The sequence below is a fragment of the Acinetobacter sp. NIPH1876 genome, from assembly GCF_022808535.1.
GTDB lineage: Bacteria > Pseudomonadota > Gammaproteobacteria > Pseudomonadales > Moraxellaceae > Acinetobacter > Acinetobacter higginsii.
In genome coordinates, this window is record NZ_JALGBR010000011.1 from 148,523 (window position 1) to 165,934 (window position 17,412).

14 protein-coding genes are annotated in these 17,412 nt (G+C 42.8%); 6 read left to right on the top strand and 8 right to left on the bottom strand.

Annotated elements, in window-relative coordinates; translation table 11 throughout:
• Positions 1-10: 10 nt before the first annotated feature.
• Positions 11-1,375 carry a bifunctional UDP-N-acetylglucosamine diphosphorylase/glucosamine-1-phosphate N-acetyltransferase GlmU gene (gene glmU, locus MN869_RS13510; protein WP_243308138.1) on the top strand — a complete coding sequence of 455 codons (1,365 nt, stop codon included), beginning with the start codon at positions 11-13 and terminating at the stop codon, positions 1,373-1,375.
• A gap of 12 nt (positions 1,376-1,387) precedes the next feature.
• Positions 1,388-3,226 (top strand): glutamine--fructose-6-phosphate transaminase (isomerizing), encoded by a 1,839-nt coding sequence (glmS, locus tag MN869_RS13515; protein WP_171550919.1) that lies wholly within the window; start codon positions 1,388-1,390, stop codon positions 3,224-3,226.
• A 231-nt stretch (positions 3,227-3,457) separates the two neighbouring features.
• Here the strand turns inward: glmS and MN869_RS13520 are convergent, their stop codons facing one another.
• The 3 genes from MN869_RS13520 to pncA all read right to left on the bottom strand — a co-directional run bounded on the left by MN869_RS13520 (position 3,458) and on the right by pncA (position 5,504).
• Positions 3,458-4,096, bottom strand: coding sequence for a YitT family protein (locus tag MN869_RS13520; RefSeq protein ID WP_243308140.1), 639 nt, complete (start codon positions 4,094-4,096; stop codon positions 3,458-3,460).
• Positions 4,097-4,315: 219 nt separating this feature from the next.
• Entirely contained in the window at positions 4,316-4,780 is a 465-nt protein-coding gene (locus MN869_RS13525) for an Lrp/AsnC family transcriptional regulator (RefSeq protein ID WP_004803451.1), read from the bottom strand.
• 91 nt (positions 4,781-4,871) lie between these two features.
• The gene (pncA, locus tag MN869_RS13530; protein ID WP_243308142.1) at positions 4,872-5,504 is read right to left on the bottom strand and encodes a bifunctional nicotinamidase/pyrazinamidase; all 633 of its coding nucleotides are present in this window, start codon (positions 5,502-5,504) and stop codon (positions 4,872-4,874) included.
• A 292-nt stretch (positions 5,505-5,796) separates the two neighbouring features.
• On the opposite strand from pncA, the gene dapA reads away from it, so the two are divergent.
• The 4 genes from dapA (at position 5,797) to MN869_RS13550 (ending at position 10,709) form a co-directional block, all read left to right on the top strand.
• A complete protein-coding gene (gene dapA / locus MN869_RS13535; protein ID WP_005317184.1) occupies positions 5,797-6,690 on the top strand; it encodes a 4-hydroxy-tetrahydrodipicolinate synthase in 894 nt (297 codons plus the stop codon).
• A gap of 15 nt (positions 6,691-6,705) precedes the next feature.
• Positions 6,706-7,308 (top strand): lipoprotein-34 precursor (NlpB), encoded by a 603-nt coding sequence (locus tag MN869_RS13540; protein ID WP_243308219.1) that lies wholly within the window; start codon positions 6,706-6,708, stop codon positions 7,306-7,308.
• A 35-nt stretch (positions 7,309-7,343) separates the two neighbouring features.
• Positions 7,344-8,063: a phosphoribosylaminoimidazolesuccinocarboxamide synthase gene (gene purC / locus MN869_RS13545; RefSeq protein WP_243308144.1), complete on the top strand. Its 720-nt coding sequence runs from the start codon at positions 7,344-7,346 to the stop codon at positions 8,061-8,063.
• Positions 8,064-8,300: 237 nt separating this feature from the next.
• The gene (locus tag MN869_RS13550; protein ID WP_243308146.1) at positions 8,301-10,709 is read left to right on the top strand and encodes a TonB-dependent receptor; all 2,409 of its coding nucleotides are present in this window, start codon (positions 8,301-8,303) and stop codon (positions 10,707-10,709) included.
• A 36-nt stretch (positions 10,710-10,745) separates the two neighbouring features.
• Here MN869_RS13550 and MN869_RS13555 read toward each other — a convergent pair whose 3' ends face one another.
• From MN869_RS13555 to ampC, 5 genes are all read right to left on the bottom strand, one after another.
• Complete coding sequence (locus tag MN869_RS13555; RefSeq protein WP_243308148.1) at positions 10,746-12,485, bottom strand: amidohydrolase; 1,740 nt, start codon at positions 12,483-12,485, stop codon at positions 10,746-10,748.
• Between the two features lie 145 nt (positions 12,486-12,630).
• The gene (locus tag MN869_RS13560; protein ID WP_243308150.1) at positions 12,631-13,749 is read right to left on the bottom strand and encodes an acyltransferase; all 1,119 of its coding nucleotides are present in this window, start codon (positions 13,747-13,749) and stop codon (positions 12,631-12,633) included.
• A 127-nt stretch (positions 13,750-13,876) separates the two neighbouring features.
• Positions 13,877-14,761, bottom strand: coding sequence for an aromatic amino acid DMT transporter YddG (gene yddG / locus MN869_RS13565; RefSeq protein ID WP_243308157.1), 885 nt, complete (start codon positions 14,759-14,761; stop codon positions 13,877-13,879).
• 105 nt (positions 14,762-14,866) lie between these two features.
• Entirely contained in the window at positions 14,867-16,141 is a 1,275-nt protein-coding gene (locus MN869_RS13570; protein WP_243308220.1) for a replication-associated recombination protein A, read from the bottom strand.
• Between the two features lie 83 nt (positions 16,142-16,224).
• Positions 16,225-17,412, bottom strand: coding sequence for a class C beta-lactamase (gene ampC / locus MN869_RS13575; protein ID WP_243308158.1), 1,188 nt, complete (start codon positions 17,410-17,412; stop codon positions 16,225-16,227).

The window sequence follows — 17,412 nt, forward strand, 5'->3', positions numbered from 1 at the left end:
AGAGTTAGTTATGTCAACAACTGCTATTATTCTTGCAGCAGGGAAAGGAACGCGAATGCGTTCACAATTACCAAAAGTATTACAACCACTTGCAGGTCGTCCTCTGCTTGGACATGTGATTCAAACTGCAAAAAAACTCAATGCCCAAAACATTATTACCATATATGGACATGGCGGTGAGCTGGTTAAACAAAGCTTTGCAGCAGAACAGATTGAATGGGTTGAGCAGGCAGAACAACTTGGAACAGGTCATGCCGTGCAAATGACTTTGCCTGTTCTACCGCAAGAAGGTGTTTCACTGATTTTATCAGGCGATGTACCTTGTATTCAGGCAGATACGCTACAAAAATTATTGGATGCATCAACTCAAACAGGCATTGGCTTAGTGACACTCACAGTCGATGATGCAACCGGTTATGGTCGTATTGTTCGCAAAGATGGTAAAATTCAAGCCATTGTTGAACATAAAGATGCCAATGAAGCACAACGCCAAATTAAAGAATTTAATACTGGCATTTATTGTGTCAGTAACGCAAAACTGCATGAGTGGTTGCCTCAACTTTCCAATGAAAATGCGCAAGGCGAATATTACCTCACCGATATTGTCGCGATGGCAATTGCAGATGGCTTAGAAGTTGCCTCAGTTGAACCAGAGCTTGCATTTGAGGTTGAAGGTGTGAATAACCGCTTACAACTTGCGACCTTGGAGCGTCAGTTCCAGCAGCAGCAAGCCAAAGAATTGATGCTACAAGGTGTTCACTTAATTGACCCAAATCGTTTTGATTTACGTGGTACCTTAAGCTGTGGGCAAGACGTACAAATTGATGTCAATGTCATCATCGAAGGTGTCTGCGAGCTCGGTGATAACGTACAACTTGGCGCAGGCTGTATTCTAAAGAATACCCGTATTGCTGCGGGTACAAAAGTTCAACCCTATAGCATTTTTGAAAATGCAGTGGTTGGTGAAAGTGCTCAAATTGGGCCTTTCGCGCGTTTACGCCCAGGTGCCAATCTCGCGAATGACGTACATATCGGCAACTTCGTAGAAGTAAAGAATACCAATATGGGCCTAGGCTCAAAAGCCAATCACTTCACTTATTTAGGTGATGCAGATATTGGCGCGGGCTGTAATATTGGTGCAGGTACCATTACCTGTAATTATGATGGTGCCAACAAACATCGTACTATTATCGAAGATAATGTATTTATTGGTACCAATAACTCATTGGTTGCACCAATCAAAATTGGTCAAGGCGCAACAACAGGTGCAGGATCAACCCTCACTCGAGATGTGGCTGAGCATAGTTTGGCTGTCGAACGATCAAAACAGTTTGAAAAAGCAAATTATCAACGTCCCCAAAAGCTGAAAAAATAAGAGGATAAAATTATGTGTGGTATTGTTGGTGGCGTTGCTGAACGTTGTGTAACCGATATTCTGATTGAAGGACTAAAACGCCTTGAATACCGTGGCTACGACTCTGCTGGTTTAGCATTACTCAATAATCAAAAAATCTTACGTGAACGTCGTGTTGGTAAAGTTGCCAACTTGGCTGAAGCCGTGTCAGAACAGCACTTAACTGGAAATGTCGGGATTGCACACACACGTTGGGCAACTCACGGTAAACCGACAGAAAATAATGCACATCCGCACGTTTCGGGTGATGTTGCAGTGGTTCATAACGGCATCATTGAAAACTACCAAGAGCTGAAAGATGAATTGCAAGCCTTAGGCTATGTGTTTACCTCACAAACCGATACTGAAGTTGTTGCGCACCTGGTTAACGATGCATTAAAGCAAACAGATAGCCTATTGGAAGCAGTACAAAAGATCACACCTCGCCTTAAAGGTGCTTATGCACTTGGGATTGTGCACACGGCACATCCAGACGAGCTAATTACGGTTCGTGAAGGTTCGCCTCTGGTGATTGGTGTCGGTATTGGTGAAAACTTTATCAGTTCAGACCAATTGGCGTTATTGCCAGTCACCAATCGCTTCGTTTATCTAGAAGAAGGTGATATTGCGCGCTTAACCCGTACCAGCATTGAAGTTTTTGCAAATGGTCAGCCTGTAGAACGCCCAATGAAAGAATTAGATGCAACAGTAAGTAATGTATCTAAAGGCGAATACAAGCACTTTATGCTTAAAGAAATTTATGAGCAGCCTGAAGCAATTCAGCAAACCATTTCTCAAGCATTGAATGGCAATAACTTACGCGAAGATTTCCTTAATCACGCCAATGCTGATTTTGCTAAAATTCAGCAAATTCAAATCATTGCTTGTGGTACTAGCTACCATGCAGGCATGATTGCCAAATATTGGTTTGAACAACTGATTGGTGTGCCTTGCCAAGTTGAGATTGCAAGTGAATTCCGCTACCGCAATCCAGTGATTGTAGCAAATACCCTATATGTCTGTATTTCACAATCAGGTGAAACAGCTGATACCTTAGCCGCATTACGTGAAACCCAAAAGCGTGCCAAAGCTAATAACATTGACATCAGCACCATGACGATTTGTAACGTTGCGACCTCCTCTATGGTACGCGAAACAGATCATCACTTGCTGACGCTTGCAGGTCCTGAAATTGGGGTGGCGTCAACCAAAGCCTTTACCACTCAACTTGCGGCATTGATGCTATTGATCTTAAAAATTGGTCAAGTCAAACAACGCCTTTCCGCTGCCCAATTTGCTGAAATCACTGAAGCCTTGTGGCATTGCCCTAAAGTCATTTTAGATACTTTACAAGGCAATACTGAAATCCTGCGTTTATCAGCATTATTCGTTGAGAAAAATCACTGCTTATTCTTAGGTCGTGGGACTCATTTCCCGATCGCACTCGAAGGTGCATTGAAACTGAAAGAAATTTCATATATCCATGCTGAAGGTTATGCCGCAGGTGAATTGAAGCATGGTCCATTGGCATTGGTGGATAATGAAATGCCTGTGGTTATCTTGGCACCACAGGATGACATGCTCGATAAACTCAAATCGAACATGGAAGAAGTTCAAGCCCGTGGTGGCGAATTATTCGTCTTTGCAGATGAAAACAGTGGTATTCACGGTAAAGACCGTCAACACGTGGTTCATGTTCCAGCGGTAAATGAATGGTTAGCACCGATCGTTTACAGCGTGCCTGTACAACTGCTGTCTTATCATGTTGCAGTGTTACGTGGTACTGATGTCGATCAACCACGTAACCTCGCCAAGAGTGTGACGGTCGAGTAATTCGATACGGCTATCAGCGTCGTTTGTGTATGAGAGTAATAAAGTACTCCGTACAGTTTGTACCACGCTGATATCTAAAAAAGCGCCATAAAGAGATTCTTTATGGCGCTTTTTTACTGCTGGATTTGTCATGACATCAATCATTTAATGGGTTGGATCACATCTAGCATCTCATGATCGATATCGATTGAGTTTTTTAACAGTCAGGTTAATAGCAGAAATGCGCATGCATCAAGCCACATAACGCGTGCTTTTATGATTCAATAACACAATCGAATTAAGAATAATCACACCCAAAATTGAAATTAGAATTAATCTCCAATCGACAAAGAACAATGACGCTAACAAGATTGCGAGATCAATACCTAACTGTACTTTGCCTGCAGGGATCTGAAAGCGTTCCTGCAAATACAACGCCAGTAGGTTGATACCACCCAAGCTCGAACGATGTCTAAACAGGATCAAAAAACTCACACCCATCAAGACATTAGCAAAAATCGTAGCGTAGATTGGATTCACATCGGAGAGATGAAAAAATTGTGGAATGATTTCAGTAAATCCGGCCAACAATGCAACAGCGATAAAGGTTTTGACCACCAGTGCAATGCCCATCTTTTTATAGGCAAAATAATAAAATGGAATATTGATCAGGAAAAATAATACGCCGAACTTCAGATCGGTAATGTAGTGAATCAGCAAAGATAAACCTGCTGTCCCTCCCGTCATAATGCCTGCCTGCTGCAATAAGGTCATTGCAAAAGACAGAATGAATGTTCCGATCAACATCGCCAATGCATCTTCAATTTTAGAGTGCTGCTCAATCACAGGCATGACTGGACTTACCAGAGATACATTTTGCTCGGTATTCATAACGGTACAACTCAAATAGGAGAACAGCTAAAGGGAGAGAGATCTTTCAAAGAAAGACATAGCATATTTGATCATTTTTATTAAAATTTCGCAATTTATTCTTATATTTTTGCCATAAATGCAATTTATATTCAAAATAATCCATTTCGAATAGTCTATGCGCTTCGATCAGCCTTGTTATGAATTCGTCTCAGATCAAACGGCTATAAAATCCTGTCTTTATTTAATCGCAATTCCATTTTCTTTTAATTTTTCCAGCACAATTGAAGTGTTCAGATTACTGACACCAAAGTTCTTGGAAGACAAAATCCCGATGAGTTTGACCATCTCATCCAGATTTTTAACTGCCACTTTAAGGGCAAAATCATAACTGCCTGTTAATTTATGAATATCCTTCACGGCAGGCTCATGCATGAGAAACTCTACAAAACGATCATGCGTTGCATCACTATAGTTCTGTAATTTCACTTCAATAATGCCCATGATCGGTGCAGGATCTGCACTCAACGCGATTTGAGCATAATAGCCTGTAATAATTTTTTTCTGTTCAAGCTGAACCCGACGGCGTGAACATTGCGAGGTCGATAAACCAACCAATTCAGCCAATTCCTGATTGGCCAAGCGTCCATTCATTTGTAAATGATGGATAATTTTTTGATCAAAATCATCAAGTTCGACGGTCATAAAACGCTCAGCTTAGGTTTAAGGCATAATTTAACTGATGCTGGTGCACCAGCCTGAGAAGTTTAACGCCTTTAGATCAAACAGCTCAAGCTTATGCCAAAATTGCAGCAGACTGAATCCGTTGAATGCCATGTTCTAACATATTTTGCCATGCATTGTGCAATGAACCATTCAGATCAATCGCTTTACAGGCATCTTCAATCACATAGGTTTTAAAACCCATCTGTGCGGCATCCAAAGCTGTCCATGCCACACAAAAATCAGTGGCAATCCCCACAATATAGACTGTATTAATTTGGTGTTCTTGAAGATAGCCCTTTAATCCCGTCGGAGTTTTACGATCGGCTTCCATAAAGGCAGAATAGCTATCAATATTAACGTGAAAGCCTTTACGAATAATCAATTGCGCCGTTGGAATATCTAAAGCAGGGTGAAATTCGGCATCTTGCGTACCCTGTACACAATGCTTTGGCCATAATACCTGCGTACCATAAGGTAACTCTATTGTTTCAAAAGGCACTTTTTGCGCATGATTGTCAGCAAAAGAAATATGTTGATCTGGATGCCAGTCTTGCGTCAGCACCACCGTTTCAAACTGATGCGCCAATTGATTAATCACAGGGATAATCTGATCGGCACCGATGACTGCCAAGTTTCCACCTGGGGTAAATCCATTTTGCACATCGACAACAATTAATGCGCTGTGTTTTGAGTCGTTTTGCATCTCATTATTCAACCTAGATTGCTCCTTGTACAATACGCTGCCTCTCCGTTTCTGACTAGCCAACCAGACCTAAACTTTTTCATAAGATGAAAATCATTCAGGACAAAGATGAATGAAAGTTTTCGGCTGTTTGACTAAAGCATATTGTTCTTATGCCGCCGATCAGTCATAATTTGCATAATTGTCATTCAATCGAATTCATTATTGAACGACGAATCAAAATACTGCAACCATCCAATATTTCGTTTCAACTAATTCAATCTCGGATGGGAAAATAGGATAGTTTTTTAAAATGACTCAGCTAGCACAGAATATTCAAGGCTCAATTGTCGCACTCGTCACCCCTATGTTTGAAGATGGTCGCGTAGATTGGAAGAGTCTTGAGAAGCTCGTTGAGTGGCACATCCAACAAGGTACACATAGTATTGTTGCTGTTGGCACAACGGGCGAAGCGTCTACATTAAGCATGGAAGAACACACACAAGTCATCAAAGAAGTGATTCGTGTAGCCAATAAACGCATTCCAATTATCGCGGGTACAGGTGCAAACTCAACACGCGAAGCCATCGAATTAACCAAAGCAGCCAAAGAACTCGGTGCAGATGCGGCATTGCTCGTGACACCATATTATAATAAACCCACACAAGAAGGCTTATATCAACACTACAAAGCAATTGCTGAAGCAGTTGATATTCCACAAATTCTTTATAATGTCCCAGGTCGTACTGGCGTTGACATGCAAAACGAAACCGTGATTCGTCTTGCCGATGTTAAAAACATTGTTGGGATTAAAGATGCAACAGGTGATGTGCCCCGTGGTCAAGCCCTCATCGAAGGTCTAAATGATAAAATCGCAGTGTATTCAGGCGATGATGAAACTGCTTGGGAACTAATTTTGCTGGGTGCAAAAGGTAATATTTCAGTTACTGCTAACGTTGCACCAAAACAAATGAGCGAAGTTTGTGAAGCAGCTTTAGCTGGCGATCAAGCCAAAGCACAAAGTTTGAATCAACAAATTGCAAATCTACACAATATTTTGTTTTGCGAATCAAACCCAATTCCTGTGAAATGGGCGTTGCATGAGATGGGATACATTAGTACAGGTCTACGCCTGCCTTTAACCGCTCTCGCAGAACAATATCGTGAACCGCTCCGCACAGATTTAAAAACTGCGGGCATTATTTAATACGAGCAATTTATGATGCAATTACGTCTTGGTGTTGTCCTTGTCATTTCAGCTTTAAGTTTGGCTGGTTGTGGTCGTTTTGCCCTCAATAATCATTCTTTAGATTATAAAAAAGCGCAAGCGCTTGAACCACTCAAATTCCCTGAGAATGCAACGGTAAGACCATTCACGCCATTGTATCCAGCACCAACGGTTGATCCGCTTGCGATTCAACATGCGCCAACATTTGAGAGCAAGACTGGCAACCGTTATGCATTGCCTCGTCCAGAATCAATGAAAACTGCAAGCAATAGCACTGAGGCGGCAGCAACGACTTTAGGCCGTCCACAATTGGTGATGGATGGGAATAAAAACCCATTACTGAAAGTGGAAGGTCCAACAGCAACTGCTTGGCAATATGCCTTTGCCACCGTGAGCAGCCTCAACTACAAAGTCATCTCTCAAGCAGATCATGGCTACGAAGCAACGATTAAGGTCGGTGAACAAAACTACCTGTTGAAGCTTTCTGCGGTTGGCTCAAGCAATACCATTGCCCTCTTCAAACTCGACACCACTTTTGCAGAACCAGCAGTTGCAACTGAAGTGTTAGCCCAGATTTACCAAAATTGGCCAGCCTAGTCGTTTACTAGGCATTTTTTTCAAAAGGTTCCTCCATGTTAAAACAAACCTTGCTCTATACTGGTAAAGCTAAATCTGTATACGAGACAGATAACGCTGATCACCTGATTTTGGTCTTTCGTGATGATGCTTCAGCATTCAATGGCGAAAAAATCGAGCAACTCGATCGTAAGGGCAAGGTCAACAACCGTTTTAACGCCTTTATCATGGACAAATTAGCTGCTGCAGGTATCGAAACGCATTTTGAAAAATTGCTTTCTCCAACTGAAGTGCTGGTTAAAAAACTTCAGATGATTCCAGTTGAATGTGTGATTCGTAACTTTGCTGCTGGTTCACTTTGCCGTCGTTTAGGCGTTGAAGAAGGTAAGGAATTAACTCCGCCAACATTCGAATTATTCTTCAAAGATGATGCGCTTGGCGATCCTATGGTGAATGAATCTCAAGCGATTGCTTTAGGTTGGGCGACTGCAGAACAGCTTGAAAAAATGAAAGAATTGACTTACCAAGTGAATGATGTACTTAAAGCATTATTCGATGCAGGTAATATGATTCTGGTTGATTTCAAACTTGAATTTGGTGTGTTCCATGATCGTATCGTATTGGGTGATGAATTCTCTCCAGACGGTTGCCGTTTATGGGATAAAGACACCAAGAAAAAATTGGATAAAGACCGTTTCCGCCAAGGTTTAGGTGGTGTGGTTGAAGCTTATGAAGAAGTTGCTTCTCGTTTAGGTATTAACTTAGATGACATCTAAGTCTGACTAAACTTTTGTTTCTAAAAAACCAGCCCAATCGGGCTGGTTTTTTATTTTCCATTCAAAAAAACGAACATCATTTTAAATATCAATACCATATAAATCATTCACTTAAAATTCATCAATTGAGCTTTGCAAATTTTTTTCTAACCTTATGTTTTTATATTGTTTTTGAAAATATTTTGATCCTCCTACCATGTTCACAAATGTTTACAAAACTTGAGTTAGAAGATCAAAATGAATGCTCCCTTTATAAAAACTTTCCCTTTAAGTCTAAGTAGCAGCCTGATTTTGCTTGCCCTGTATAGCAATGTTCATGCCGCTGAGAATAGTCCAATAGAGCCCGAACAAGTTAAAACACTCGCAACCATTGTGGTCACCGGAACCCGCACCAACAATCGTTCGCAAACAGAGTCCTTACAACCCATTGATGTGATTAGTGCCAAAGAGCTGACCGAACGCACCGGCTCCAATGAACTCGGCACAGCGCTATCTCGAATTATCCCTTCAATTAACTTTCCACGCCCAACCGTGGTGGATGGAACTGAACTGGTTCGTCCTGCCCAATTAAAAGGCCTTGCACCAGATCAGGTGCTGGTTTTAGTCAATGGCAAACGTCGTCACACAGGCGCCTTTATTAACCTCGGCGGGACCATTGGTCGTGGTTCTGCACCGACTGATTTAAATGCAATTCCGATCTCTGCAATTAGTCGTGTCGAAGTACTCCGTGAAGGTGCATCGGCTCGCTATGGTTCGGATGCGATTGCTGGGGTGATTAATATTATTTTGAAATCCAATCCAAAACATGGCGAAGCTGGGATTAAATACGGCATCTATAACAAGGGCGATGGTGAGCAAAAACAATCTTTTGTTTCAGGTGGCACCCAACTGAATAATTACGGTTATGCAATCTTTAGTGGTGAATGGCAAGATAGCCAAGCCACCAATCGTGCAGGGCCTGACTTGCGTGAACCAACCTCAACGACCTATGGGCAAAAAACTTTCCGTTTTGGCGACCCAGATTCCGATGAAGTCAAAGCAGCCTTTAACTTAGGTTACGACCTCAATGATACTGCTGAATTATATTCTTTTGCGACCTATAGCCACCGCAATGCCGAGACCGCTGGCTTCTATCGTTTAAGCAATGCCTCTAATAATGTACCTGCCCTATTTCCCAATGGCTATCTACCCATCATACAAGGTCAACTCGATGATTTTGCTGCGGTAGCAGGGATCAAAGGCGATTGGTCTACGTGGCGTTATGATGCATCGGTGAACTATGGTTTGAATCGTTACGATGTCGATACCAAAACCATTAATGTCGATCTCTATAAAGACACCGCCACTACACCTTTCGGCTTCCAAAATGGCACATTGAAAAACGCACAAACGGTGGTGAATTTTGATGTTTCTCGAGCGTTTAATCTTGCAGCACTCGCCAGCCCACTGAATGTTGCCTTTGGTACGCAATATTTGAATCAGAAGTATCTAATCCAAGCGGGTGATCCAGCCTCCTATTATAAAAGTGGCTCTTCTGGATTAGCGGGCTTTCGCTCTGCCGATGCCGGTGAATGGTCTCGCGACAGTTATGCGGCTTATCTGGACTTAGAGGCCAATTTAACTGAAAAACTGTCTGCCTCTACAGCCTATCGCCATGAATATTACAATGATTTTGGTCATACCGATAATGCATCATTGTCTTTGCGTTATGCGATTCATCCAGCGATTGCGCTACGGGGTAGCGCCTCTACGGGTTTCCGAGCACCAAGTTTGGCTCAACAATATTTCACCCAAACCTCTTCACAACTGATCAATGGTCAATTTGCTGAAGCAGGAACCTTCCCCACCACGTCATACGTTGCTCAACTACTTGGTGCGGAACAACTTAAACCAGAAAAATCTAAAAACTATAGCGTGGGTTTGGTCTTGACGCCGACAGATCAACTATATGTGACTTTGGATGCTTATCAAATCGACATTGATAATCGAATTAGTCTGTCTTCCAATATCAATGCCAGCAGTGCGACCGTTCGCCAGTACCTAAATTCAAAAGGGATCACCGACACCAACTTCAACACGATTCGTTATTTCAACAATGCCAGCGATACCCGCACACGCGGTGTTGACTTAGTTGCAACCTATAAATGGGCTGCATTGCCTTATGGTGAACTGAATACCTCACTGGCCTACAATTACAATAAAAATAAAGTAACCCACGTGGATGGAAATCCAGCCATCTTAGATGCGCTGGGCATTAACCTCACGCGTCTGGATCGTCGAGAGCAATACGGCTTATTGGCTGGTAGTACCCCTGAACATAAATTCAGTTTAGCGAATGACTATAAGCTTGGAAACTTCACTGTGAATACCAATGTCACCCGCTACGGCAGTTTTAAAACCTTTAGTAATTCTGGCGAAGCCAAAGACCAAAAATTCTCAGCCAAATGGTTACTCGATTTAGCCTTGTCGTATCAATATCAAAACTGGAACTTCACTGTCGGTGGCGACAATATTACCGATGTATATCCTGATAAAGATGTCTACGATATCAACCAACCCACAGGCGGCAGCTTGCCTTATAGCCAGTTCTCGCCTTTTGGCTTTAATGGCGCGTTCTATTACGGCAAGATCAATTATCGTTGGTAGTAATCAAAAACCGAGCCTTCTGGCTCGGTTCTTACTTTAATTCTGCTCGTTCTGATAAACCAGTTTACCTTCTTTATAAGTGGCCAATACCTTAATGTTCTTAATTTCACGACTTGGGACAGTCAACGGGTTCTGATTCAGAATGACTAAGTCAGCCAATTTACCTTGGCTTAAAGTACCCTTGGTCTGATCCTCAAAGTACTGATACGCAGCCCAATCTGTCATCGACTTTAATGCCAGATATGGGCTAATGCGCTCATCTGCACCCAAAACATAATTGCTCCGCGTTACTCGGTTCACGGTGGCATCGAGCATCATCATACTACTCGGTGGTACTACAGGTGCATCATGATGTTCGGTAAAGATCAGATGCTTTTTTAAAGCGGTTGCAGTTGGCGAAATATGGGCAGCTCGGGTTTCACCTAAGGTTTGCTGACGATGCCAATCACCCCAATAAAAGGTATGCAACGAGAAGAACGAAGGAATAATATCTAAGGCCTTAAGCTGATCCAGTTGATCATCACGGATGGTTTGCGAATGGATCAATACACTACGACGATCTGCCTGCCCCTGTTTCACTGTGGCATCTTTTACCGCCCCGATAAATTGATCAATCGCAGCATCACCATTGGCATGCGCAAGCACCTGCCAACCTTGCTTAAAAGCTAAATTGATATAGTCCTTGACTTGCTGATCATTACTCATGGCAGGATAGCCCTTGTAAGTCTTATCTTTACCTTCAGGCGGTACCAGATAAGGCTGGGTCAGCCAAGCAGTCTTGCCTTGAGGTGAGCCATCTAAACTGATTTTCACTCCACCAATACGAAAATGATGATCATACTGTCGCTGGCTACCTTGCTTGAGCATATAGTCTTGGCTGGTGGTGATATCAGGATAAGACACCACATCAATTGGCAGCCGATTCTGCTTGGCTAAAGCGTACCACATTTCAGTGGTGCCCTGATCAGCCCGCCCTTCTTGTACCGTGGTAAAACCATTTTTTACATAGGCATCAATGCCTTTTTCTGCAATTTGGAACATCACAGCAGGGGGTACATCTTTAAAAATTGAGCCAATTGCAGTAAATAAAGCGGATTCCTCTAACACACCATTCGGCACATTAGAACCCGCTTCACGGCGAATCACCCCACCCGCTGGATTCGGCGTATTTTGATTGATCTTCAGTAATTCAAGAGCTTTATGATTGACTGATGCTAAATGCCCCGATTGATGCAAAATCATCACCGGTTGGTCTAGAGATACCCGATCTAGATCTGTTGCAGTCGGATGACGCTGCTCATTCAGTTGCGCATCATCATAGCCATTACCCAAAATCCAGCCGCCCATAGTTTTAATCACGGATGGATTTTGAACTTTCCAACTATTCAGCACATTCACCAAAGAGTTGATATCTGAGACCTGACCATCAGGCGTGGGGTAGAGATTAGCCACCATTTGATGGAAACCAACCATATTCACATGACTATGCGCATCAATAAAGCTGGGCAATAAGGTTTTATTGTTTAGATCAATCGACTGAACTCTTTTATCCGCCAAGCGTTCGGCTTGCTGCTTTGGGCCCACAAAACGGATTTTTCCATCCTTCACCAATAGGGCTTCTGCATATTCAGGGCTATTGCCTGACATGGTCAGAATTGGGCCACCATAAAACAGTTGTTCTGTTGCAGTAACAGGCACTGCCGTAGTTGCACAGCCCGCAACAACCAGTGAAATAGAAGTGAATAAGGTGCACTGTTTGAGATAAGTACGGTTCATGAATTAAAATCCATATTTTTATTATGTCTTTTTTGATTAAAGCTGATTCCGCTGGTAATAGGAAGCATTCACTGATTATTTTTGTAATGTTTGGTCAAGTTCCGAGTAGCCCTACACAGGCTATGCACACGACTTAGTGCGAGGTTTAAAACATTTTTGCCAATTTATTCGAGATTTTAATCGCGGCATCATCGACATAACGGCTATAGGGTTGTGCCAAAATAATGCTCAGCAACACGATCAGTAAACTTGCCACTAATCCCGCATTGAGATAGGAAAAATCGCCTTGTACATGTAAAAAATTAAACAATGGAATGCCCAAAGCGTACAACACTGCCAAGTGGATCAGATAAATTGAAAATGAGATTTTGCCTAAAAACACCAAAACAGATCGATCAAAAAACTGTGCTAGCCATTTGCCTTTGAGTACTGCATAAACAATGCAAAAGCCGCCAATAAAGTTGAGGTAGTCATATGTTTGTTCACCGAGGAACTGGCTAAAAAGCTGATAGCTTGAACTACTGTTATGTGCGCCACAAAAATACAATCCCAACAAAAATAGCAGTACCGAAACTGCTGTACTCAGTTCTGCGGCATAGAGAAACAGCCCCATCCCTAAAACAAAACTGAGAAGACCCAACAACACGGTTTGCGAGATCATATACGCGATCACAATACTGATGATGAGAAATAGACCGCATAGAATCGGTAGCTTGCCATAAAAATAACAGGCCAGATAAATCACCAGTGACCCAAGCAGCTCAATTTGCATGGTCCACAGCACCCAGTTATAACTGGAATCGCCAAACAAAAATGCACCAATACTGCCTTCATATAAGGCGGTACCCAGTTGCGGATGTGGGTTGGCGAGTGCAGCTCCCCATTCGGAAACATGCGAGACATCCACAGGCACAAAACACACCAGATAAGCAATAATACAAGAGATGAAGGCTGGAATTGCCAAGCGTGGGTAACGTTTAACCAAGGAATTTTTCAATTGCGTTGCAGTATTGTGCTTTTTAAAACTGGATAATGTCAGTACAAAACCACTTAAAACAAAGAACACAAAAACCGCACCTGTTCCTGAATAAAAGAAGGCAAACGGTGAGTGATGTAACTGCGCAAAAAAATCATATTGCGGTACTGCACTGACATCAAAATGATGCAATTGCGGAAAAAAGGTCAGTGAGATATGTGACAACACAACGGCGAGACATGCCAAGCCTCGGATACTTTCCGCAGCATTAATTTTGTTTGTGGTCATGGTGGAGCTTGATCATCCTTGATAAGCGGGATGATGCGACCTTTTATCTGTAGTGTCTAGAGGTCGCTTACAAAAATACAGTGACTGTTCAGCGCATCAGCAAGACCAAACAAAACCAGACAATGTTTTAATGTTTTTTCTGCGTTGCTAGCCAACATAGAATCGAGCCTAAACACACCATAAATGCGCCATACCAGAAAGAAAGGCCTAATGGCGTACTGAGTAAAATTGCCGAGAAAAAGGCAGATAAAACTGGAATAAAATAGGATGCACCGGCCAATAGCGTCACATTGCCATGCAAAATCCCAACATTCCAAGCGGCATAACCAAAGCCCATCGCTGCTGCCGCAAAAAATAATGAAATTGAAGAAGACCAGTCAAAATTAAAACTGCCGCCGCCCATCAATGCATATTTAATCCAAAGCACCACCGAGACCAGAATAAAAAATAGGGTGATGCCATTGGTTCCCTGCGCAATTCTCGCTGTGAGCGTGCAATAGGCAGCCCAGAGTAATGTTCCAATAAAGGCAAGCCCATAACTGAATGGATTGTGCTGAATATTTTGCAGCATACTGGCCAAATCAAAACCCTGCTCTCCTCCCAACACCCAACAGATCCCCAATATTGAAAGGATAAAGCCAGGAATAATCAGGACATTGGCTTTTTGCTGATTAAAAACAATGGCAGCCACCATGGTAAAGGTCGGCCATAAATAATTAACCATTCCCACTTCAATCGCCTGTCGATTATTACTGCTATAGCCAATCGAAAGCGATAAACAAATTTCATAGGCAACAAATAGAATACTGCCCCAGATCAAATAGGTTTTGGGAAAGCTTTTGAGACTGGTCCAACCGACCGAGAAAAACAGAAAAATTGAGGCCAGTGTATAAATCAGTGCTGCACCGCCCACTGCGCCAAAATGACTACTGACATCCTTAATCAAGGCAACGATCAAACTCCAGAGCAAGATCGCGACCAATCCAATCAGTGTTGCTTTTTTTACATTCATTTTTATACAAATAGCATATTGAGGCCAAAGCAAAATCTATCAATGCGATTCGGAATCTTGCTCTGGACAATTTTAAAATGATCGGTGAATCAACCGAATTTTTGATTACTGCTGCTGTTGTTCCTGTTGCCAACGGCGCTGCTGCAAACGTTCGCCTTCAACTTCACGCTTATTTAAGGCTCGCTCGTACAGTTTGGTACCGCGTAATTCTGGTGGCAAATAGTCCTGTAACACGAAGTGTTCAGGATAGTTGTGCGGATACAGATAATCCACGCCATAACCTTGCTGCTTCATCAATTTGGTTGGCGCATTGCGTAAGTGCAAAGGCACTGGCAGGTTTGCGGTTTTTTCTGCCAGCTCTAAGGCTTTGTTAATCGCAAGATAGGTACTATTACTTTTCGGGCTAGTGGCCAGATACACGGCACATTGTCCTAGAATAATGCGCGCTTCAGGCATCCCCACTGCTTGGACTGAACGGAAACACTCTCCCGCCAGCAACAAGGCATTTGGATTGGAATTGCCAATATCTTCCGATGCGGCAATCAGCATACGGCGCGCAATAAAGACTGGGTCTTCGCCACCTTTCAGCATACGTGCCATCCAGTACAGCGTCGCATCTGGATCACTACCACGAATCGATTTAATAAAAACCGAAACCAGATCATAATGCTGCTCACCTGATTTGTCATAGCGTGCAATATTTTGCTGCGCAACTTTAACGACGATGGCATTGGTTACAATATTCTCAATGTCAGGCTCAAAGGTACTGGCAATCAGATCAATCAGATTAAGCGCCTTGCGTGCATCACCTGCCGCAAATTGAATCAGCGCATCATATTCTTCAATCTGGATAAAACGTTCTTTTAAAAATTTGTCCGTTTGAATGGCTTTATTCAATAGGGTTTGAATCGCCTCAGCACTCAGGTTATTCAGGGTATACACCTGACAACGCGACAATAAGGCACTATTCACTTCAAAAGAAGGATTCTCTGTAGTTGCCCCAATCAAGGTGATTTTGCCTTTCTCAACCGCATTGAGTAAGGCGTCTTGCTGCGATTTATTGAAACGATGGATCTCGTCAATAAATACCACAGGGGTCAACAAGTCCCCACTTTCCGCAATTACCTCACGCAGTTCTTTTACGCCTGTATTGAGTGCAGACAGACTGATAAAAGGACGATCCACGGCCTGCGCCAATAACAATGCAATCGTGGTTTTCCCTACCCCAGGAGGCCCCCAAAAGATGATCGAAGGCAAATGTCCCTGATCAATCATCTGACGTAAGGGGGCATTGTCACCCAGCAAATGATCTTGTCCGATAATTTCGGACAAGTCACGAGGACGTAAACGTTCAGGTAAAGGAATATGCGTATCTGACATCATCACTGGCTTTATGATCTTTTACCCTAGTCTATTGTGTCTGGCTCAAATCTACAATTTGAATCTGCAATCACTGCGACATTCTATTGCGCGCTGTTGTTTTGAACCAGCTGTTGCATCACCCGATAGCTGGCTTTGATCCGCTCTTCATTCGGAAAATTGGTATTGGCCAACATCACAATTCCAATTTTTTGCTGCGGAATAAAGGCCACATAGGCACCAAAACCATTGGTCGCTCCAGTTTTATTAAAGAAGGTCGCAGACGGGGCAAGCTTCGGCTGTTTAATCGGTATGATTGCATGACTCTCTAAAGCCATTTTGCTCGAGTTACCTTGTAAAAGTGTTTCAAGTGATACTGGATAGGCATACTGCTCCCAACCCAGACCTTGGGTCATTGCACCGACTTTAAAATAACCCACATGGGTATTTTCAATCGCTTGGCGAAGCGGTTGTTTGAACTGCTGAGGATTGATTTGTGCATCGAGGAATTTCAACATATCCGCACTGCTACTTTTTACCCCATACGCTTCTGCATCAAACATGCCTGGTGAAACACGCAGGGCTTGATCTGCTTTATATCCCCAAGCGTATTGCGACATATGCTGCTCAGGCACTCGAATAAAACTTTGGGTCATTCCCAATTGCGGCAGCAAGGTTGTTTCAATCAGTTCACTATACGGTTTTTTCATTGCCAAGGCAGTGACATAGCCCATCAAACCAATGCTTGGGTTGGAATATTGCCGCGCAGCACCGACTTTGGTTTTTGCTTGCCAAGTCTGAAAATACTTGATCATATCCTGCGGCTGAACCACTTCATCGGGGAACTGCAACGGAAAACCACCTGCGTTATAGGTCCCCAGATTCAATATCTTGGCACGATTGACCGCAGTATTTTTCAGTTCAGGGAAATATTTGGCAGGATGATCCGACAAAGACAGTTGTCCTTGTGCCTGTGCGTAGCCTGCTAAAGTCGCATTAAAGGTCTTACTGACCGAGCCAAGTTCAAATAAAGTACTGTTGCTGACCGCTTGCTGATTTTGCTTTGAAGCAAGCCCATAATTCACGAAATAATGTTGACCATTCAGGGTCACAGCAACAGCCATACCCGGAATTTTATATTGCGCCAATAAAGGCTTAAATTGCTGGTCAACAATCGTTTTAACCTGTTGCTCGGTCAAATTTCCAGCCCAAAGCGCCGAACTGCAGGACAACAATCCTGTTAGTAAAGATAGTTTTTTTAAAGTCATAGAAAAGGCTTTCGGCTGATTCAT

Bases quoted from the DNA above. Each gene is read 5' to 3' on its own strand.
- pncA (WP_243308142.1), bottom strand. From the start codon at position 5,504: ATGCAAAACGACTCAAAACACAGCGCATTAATTGTTGTCGATGTGCAA.
- MN869_RS13540 (WP_243308219.1), top strand. From the start codon at position 6,706: ATGCAATTACGTCTTGGTGTTGTCCTTGTCATTTCAGCTTTAAGTTTG.
- dapA (WP_005317184.1), top strand. From the start codon at position 5,797: ATGACTCAGCTAGCACAGAATATTCAAGGCTCAATTGTCGCACTCGTC.
- purC (WP_243308144.1), top strand. From the start codon at position 7,344: ATGTTAAAACAAACCTTGCTCTATACTGGTAAAGCTAAATCTGTATAC.
- MN869_RS13550 (WP_243308146.1), top strand. From the start codon at position 8,301: ATGAATGCTCCCTTTATAAAAACTTTCCCTTTAAGTCTAAGTAGCAGC.
- glmS (WP_171550919.1), top strand. From the start codon at position 1,388: ATGTGTGGTATTGTTGGTGGCGTTGCTGAACGTTGTGTAACCGATATT.
- MN869_RS13560 (WP_243308150.1), bottom strand. From the start codon at position 13,749: ATGACCACAAACAAAATTAATGCTGCGGAAAGTATCCGAGGCTTGGCA.
- MN869_RS13555 (WP_243308148.1), bottom strand. From the start codon at position 12,485: ATGAACCGTACTTATCTCAAACAGTGCACCTTATTCACTTCTATTTCA.
- glmU (WP_243308138.1), top strand. From the start codon at position 11: ATGTCAACAACTGCTATTATTCTTGCAGCAGGGAAAGGAACGCGAATG.
- yddG (WP_243308157.1), bottom strand. From the start codon at position 14,761: ATGAATGTAAAAAAAGCAACACTGATTGGATTGGTCGCGATCTTGCTC.
- MN869_RS13520 (WP_243308140.1), bottom strand. From the start codon at position 4,096: ATGAATACCGAGCAAAATGTATCTCTGGTAAGTCCAGTCATGCCTGTG.
- MN869_RS13525 (WP_004803451.1), bottom strand. From the start codon at position 4,780: ATGACCGTCGAACTTGATGATTTTGATCAAAAAATTATCCATCATTTA.
- MN869_RS13570 (WP_243308220.1), bottom strand. From the start codon at position 16,141: ATGTCAGATACGCATATTCCTTTACCTGAACGTTTACGTCCTCGTGAC.
- ampC (WP_243308158.1), bottom strand. From the start codon at position 17,412: ATGAATCAGCCGAAAGCCTTTTCTATGACTTTAAAAAAACTATCTTTA.